Origin of the sequence: uncultured Mailhella sp. (assembly GCF_944324575.1) — a bacterium.
Classification (GTDB): domain Bacteria; phylum Desulfobacterota; class Desulfovibrionia; order Desulfovibrionales; family Desulfovibrionaceae; genus Mailhella.
This window is the reverse complement of the sequence record NZ_CALUWV010000131.1, coordinates 1-5,063: the sequence shown is the minus strand read 5'-3', so window position 1 is coordinate 5,063 and position 5,063 is coordinate 1. Positions and strand designations below refer to the sequence as shown.

Annotated in this window: 4 protein-coding genes and 1 CRISPR repeat array; all 4 genes read right to left on the bottom strand. The window is 62.1% G+C overall.

Going from position 1 to position 5,063, the window contains the following annotated elements:
• Positions 1-324: 324 nt before the first annotated feature.
• The 4 genes from Q0J81_RS10490 to Q0J81_RS10475 all read right to left on the bottom strand — a co-directional run bounded on the left by Q0J81_RS10490 (position 325) and on the right by Q0J81_RS10475 (position 4,345).
• Complete coding sequence (locus Q0J81_RS10490; protein WP_294447722.1) at positions 325-1,065, bottom strand: class I SAM-dependent methyltransferase; 741 nt, start codon at positions 1,063-1,065, stop codon at positions 325-327.
• Between the two features lie 337 nt (positions 1,066-1,402).
• Complete coding sequence (locus tag Q0J81_RS10485; protein WP_294447719.1) at positions 1,403-2,161, bottom strand: ABC transporter ATP-binding protein; 759 nt, start codon at positions 2,159-2,161, stop codon at positions 1,403-1,405.
• Position 2,162: 1 nt separating this feature from the next.
• Positions 2,163-3,194, bottom strand: coding sequence for an iron ABC transporter permease (locus tag Q0J81_RS10480; RefSeq protein ID WP_294447717.1), 1,032 nt, complete (start codon positions 3,192-3,194; stop codon positions 2,163-2,165).
• An 11-nt stretch (positions 3,195-3,205) separates the two neighbouring features.
• Complete coding sequence (locus Q0J81_RS10475; RefSeq protein WP_294447715.1) at positions 3,206-4,345, bottom strand: ABC transporter substrate-binding protein; 1,140 nt, start codon at positions 4,343-4,345, stop codon at positions 3,206-3,208.
• Between the two features lie 345 nt (positions 4,346-4,690).
• Positions 4,691-5,023: direct repeats of the CRISPR family, unit length 28 nt; unit sequence GTTTTCCCCACGCACGTGGGGGTGTTTC.
• Positions 5,024-5,063: the final 40 nt, after the last annotated feature.

The window sequence follows — 5,063 nt, the reverse complement described above, 5'->3', positions numbered from 1 at the left end:
GACGGCGGAAAGACCGCAGAAAAGCCTTCAACTTCTGCTTGAAGAACGGCAGAGCTCTCCCGCTCTTCGGAAAAGGCCCGGGGCCGAAGCCGTTCCCGGGGACTGAAAAACGCCCGTCTTTCCCCTCGCCTGCGCGCAACGGGAGCGCAGCGCCATGCGAAGGCGCCTCCCCCCCCGCCTGAACGCTACAGGCCATGCCGTTCCCCTGCGCACGCGGCGGCGTCATGGACGACCGCAAACTCGCGCGGCCCGTCCCCGCAGCCCGGAACAAAGCATCCGAACCGCCCAGGGCTGCGCGCGCCGTTTTCCCGCCCCGACCCGCGCTCAGGCTTCCTTCCGGGCCGACACCACGAAATTCTTGATGATGGACACGGCATTTCCCTGCTCGTCCGTAAAGCGACGCCGCTGCACGTCGGCGGTCACGCCTCGCGCGCCGAGTTCAAGCAGGGTTGCCATGTCCCACTGCGGACGGTCGACCCGGCTCAGGGGCAGTCGGGCCGCAATGTCGTTGATGGGCGCAGGGTCGACGCCGAGCATGAAATCCGGGTCATGCCCGTCCGTGTAGTCGGGCTGACGCTTCTCCGCCGCGTAGGCTTCGCTGTAAAAATGGCGGTAGTGATTGCCGTCGAAGTTGACCAGCCGCCCGCCCGGTCTCAGCACGCGCAGCCATTCGGCATAAGCCCTTTCCGGATGCTCAAGATTCCATGTCAGATTGCGGGACACGATAAGATCGAACGAAGCGTCGGCAAAGGGAAGATTCTGCGCGTCGCCCTGTTTCAGCGCAATGCTCACGCCCGCGTCGGCGGCGTTCTGCGCGGCGCGCTCAAGCATTCCTTCCGTGTAGTCGAAGGCGACCACGGCATGGCCCAGTCCGGCCAGCAGAATGGAAAAGAATCCCGGCCCGCAGCCCAGGTCCAGAACGTCCAGCCTGCCCGACGCGGGAAGAAACGGACGCAGCCTCTCCAGCCACAGCGCCTCCGCGTTCCGCAAATCATGCGCGGTTTTCAACGAATAGCCTTCCGCCCTCGTGTTCCAGTACCGTCGTATCGCTTCAAGTTCCGCCATGTCTTCCTCTCCTTCGTGTTTCGTGCGGATTTTGCTCACGCGGCCCCGGGCCGCCCATGTCTCCGGCCTCCGCTGGCCCACCGCACCTCCCGCACATCCGGCTTTTGAGGTTTCACCGCGCTTCTTTTCCGCACCGCTGTCCCGCACGGCCGCCCGCTCCGCCTCTTGAGTTCCCTTCGCCGCCGTCCCGCGACTGCTCCCGGCTCCGCAGCCCGTGCCTTCCCGCGCCGCGCCCCTTCCCTTTTCGCCGGACGCAAAGTGCCCGGTCTGCCGCGCACGCAGAGCAGGCGCCGCAACGTGAGACGCGCCTCGTTCCTGACGCAGGGGGCGGCTCCGCTTACAGGGGCCGCACGGGAATGACGTTCAAAAATCCGGGCGGCGTCCGTTCAACGCAGGCCTCCACGTCGTACACGTCGCCAAGCAGATACGGCATGAGCACGCGTTCGGCCGAATCAAAGGCTCTGACCCGTCCTTCATGGAGCATGAGAAGGCGGCTGCCGTACCGCGACGCCAGCATGAGATCATGCACCACGAAAAGCGTGACGGCTCCGCTCTGCCGCGTGTACCTGCGGGCCAGATCCATGACCACAAGCTGATGGCGCAGATCCAGCGCGCTCGTCGGCTCGTCGAGCAGCAGCACTTTAGGATGAGAAACAAAGGCCTGCGCCATGAACACGAGCTGTTTCTGCCCTCCGCTCAGGCTGCATACCGGCTTCAGGCTCAGAGGCTCGAGACCGAGTTCCGCGAGGGGGTCGGACACGGTTTCCATCTGCTCGTCGGTCACCTTCCAGCCGAGATCCCTGACCAGCCCGAGGAGCACGGTTTCAAAGACCGTCAGACGGCTGGTGACGGCCTCGAGCTGCGGGACGTAGGCGATGTCGCGTCCGGAAAGGACATGGCCCTCGTCGTCGTGCAGAACGACCTCGCCCGAACGCCGGACAAGATGCGCGAGCGCCTTGATGAACGTAGTCTTGCCCGCGCCGTTGCGACCGATCACCGCCACCATTTCTCCGCCGTGCAGCGTGGCAGACACGTCGCGGATGACGTCGTTTCCCGAGAAGTTCACGGACAGATTCCGAATGGAGAGCGTCAGCATGTCATCTTCCTTTTTTCAGGAGCAGCACGAACAGGAACGGCACGCCCACAACGGACGTGATGATGCCCACGGGCAGCATGGAGCTGCCGGACAAAAGCTTGGAGGCAATCGAAGAAGCGAGCATGAGCAGGCTGCCGAAGAGGGTCGCGCCGGGGAGCAGATAGCGCTGATCCTCCCCCAGCATGAGTTTGGCGCAGTGCGGCGCCACCAGTCCGACAAAGGCCACCGTGCCTATGAAGCCGACGGCCCCGGCAATGAGGAACGAGCATATGAGAAAGACCTGAAAGCGCAGGCGCTCCACGTTGATGCCCAGACTGCGCGCCCGCTCCTCGCCTGTGGTCAGCACGGTAAGCCGCCACGACCTGCCGGCCAGAAGCGCCGCCCCGACCGCGAGCAGCGCGCCGCTCACGACAACGCTCACCCACGACGAGCGCTGCAGGTTTCCGAACGTCCAGCCGGAAATGACCTGGGCAATCTCGGGGGAGGCGCGGTACTGCAGATACTGCTGCAGCGCCTGGAAGAAAAAGTTCATGATGATGCCGGAGAGAATGAGCGTCGAGGGGGACATGCCCTTCAACCGGCCCAGATAAAAGATGAAAAGCGAGACGCCAAGGGCGAACAGCAGGGCAAAGAGCGCCGTTCCCATCCAGAGATGTCCCGCAACGGCAAGGCCCAGCGTAATGGCCACGGCCGCGCCGAAGCTCGCGCCCGCCGTGATGCCGAGGGTGTAGGGGCTTGCCAGCGCGTTGCCCGTGATGGCCTGAATCTGCAGACCGGCAAGGCTGAGCGAGCCGCCCACGAACACGCAGGTAAGCGTCATGGGCAGACGGATGAACCATAAAATGGCGGTATGGGCGGTTCCACCGTCCGGCTCTGCCAGAAGGGCCGCCACCACCTCGTCGGGGCCGATGCCGGAAGAGCCCATGCCGAGATCCGCGACCATGAGCGCCAGCATCGACGCAAAAAGCGCCGCCTCCGTGAACAGGCGCCTTGCGTTCAGTTGCCGGTATGCGTTGCTCCTGCCGGAAGTCATGATCTGTCCCTTCAGCGTTCGAGCCTGATCATGAAGGTGCCGTCGAACTTCAGCTCAGGGAGATACCTGGCATAGAAGGCACGCATTTCGGCCATGGGATACAGATCCCGGAAGGTGTCGGGATACAGGATTTTGGCCAGATAGAGCGTCAGCGTGTAGTCGATCATGTTTCTGAGGCTTCCATGATCCACGGCGTAGATTTCGCCGTTTCTGACGGCGGAGAGATTCTTCCACGCCGGACGCCCGGCAAAGCCCCGAAGGCGGGCCTGCGCCGTGGCCTCGTCGACGGTGAGCCCCATGCGCATCTGATCGCCCTCGGCGTTGTTGCGCCATATCCCGCCGCCCATGATGATGACCTCGGGATCGGCGGCGAGCACGAATTCCGTATCCAGCGGGGCGTAGGGCTGAAGCGAGTGCTCCGCCAGACTGTCCGCGCCGAGGTTTTTCAGCATCGCTCCCCAGAGCACGTCGCCGTTGTAGCTGTTGCCGTACTCGCCCACGCCCTTGTTGCCGAGTTCCATGTAGACCCTGCGGTGTCTTGCGGAATCGGGAAGCGCCGCGATTTCTGCGTACACGTTTTCGAGCGCGGAGGCGTAGGCATCGCACTGCGCCCTTGCCACATCTTCCCTGCCGAGAAGCTGCCCGAGCATCATGGTGCTTCGGGTGTGGTTTTCCACCTTCATGGCATGGTAGTCGAGCACGACGACCCGTATGCCCGCCCGCTCGAAAAGGTCGATCTTCTGATTGTTGTCCGCAAACTGGGAAAGTCCCACGAGCAGCACGTCGGGATGCAGCGCCAGAATTTTTTCGGAATCGAGCACGTCGTCATGATAGCCGCCGATGCTCGGTATGGTTTTCAGCCGGGGAAAGGTTTCCGTATAGACCATGTATTCCCCGTACCTCGTATCCGCCCATCCGTCGAAGGTCATGCCGACCACCCTGTTCAGGCTTTCGGCCCCGCCCACCATGAGAAAGTTGGCAATGTAGTTGGCCACGACAAAGGTTTCGGGTCTGGCGTCGAGCTCCACCCTGCGCCCGGCCATGTCGGTAAAGGAAACGGTCGGAGCCGCAGACGCCGCCGCGACCGGAAGCGCGGCAAGCACAAGAAGACAGCCTGCCGCCAGACGGAACAAAGTTCTGAAAATATGCATGATGCGTCTCTCCTCACAAATGAGAGTAACACCTATTTTAAAAACGTGTTACTTGTCAAGGCAGACGCCGGACTTTCTCAGAGCTCTCACGGCATGGGGAATTCACCGCCGGACTTTCAGAATGTCGCGCGTGCCGAGGAGTCGGATGGTACGCCGGAAAACGGATCCATGCGGAGCATTTTCCGTGCCGCTTTTCTCTGTCGATGCGCTTTCCGTTACCATATGCGGCAACGGATTCTTGGGGCAGGCTCATGAAACGTTCAAGCAGCACGTGAGCGTTCCCCGGAGCGGCGAAAAACGGCCTCGCGGTTTGACCCGCTCCGAAAAGTTCAATATTATGTCAGTGTTTTCCCCACGCACGTGGGGGTGTTTCCGCTGTTCTCTTTCATGCCCTGAGCCTCGACGAGTTTTCCCCACGCACGTGGGGGTGTTTCTCAGTTATGGTCGTGAACGTGTATGAAAAGTGTGTTTTCCCCACGCACGTGGGGGTGTTTCTGAACCAGATCGGAAAAGACGGTGCTGAACACGGTTTTCCCCACGCACGTGGGGGTGTTTCTAACTTTTCTCCCATCATGATTTGGGAAACTCTGTTTTCCCCACGCACGTGGGGGTGTTTCCGCTACGCAGGCGGCTATTCGTGCCGGATACAGGGTTTCCCCACGCACGTGGGGGTGTTTCCATACGCCAACGCATGGAGTCGGCGACGCGCAGGGATTCC

Excerpts from the sequence above, each read along its gene's own strand:
- Q0J81_RS10490 (WP_294447722.1), bottom strand. The coding sequence starts at position 1,065 with ATGGCGGAACTTGAAGCGATACGACGGTACTGGAACACGAGGGCGGAA.
- Q0J81_RS10485 (WP_294447719.1), bottom strand. The coding sequence starts at position 2,161 with ATGCTGACGCTCTCCATTCGGAATCTGTCCGTGAACTTCTCGGGAAAC.
- Q0J81_RS10480 (WP_294447717.1), bottom strand. The coding sequence starts at position 3,194 with ATGACTTCCGGCAGGAGCAACGCATACCGGCAACTGAACGCAAGGCGC.
- Q0J81_RS10475 (WP_294447715.1), bottom strand. The coding sequence starts at position 4,345 with ATGCATATTTTCAGAACTTTGTTCCGTCTGGCGGCAGGCTGTCTTCTT.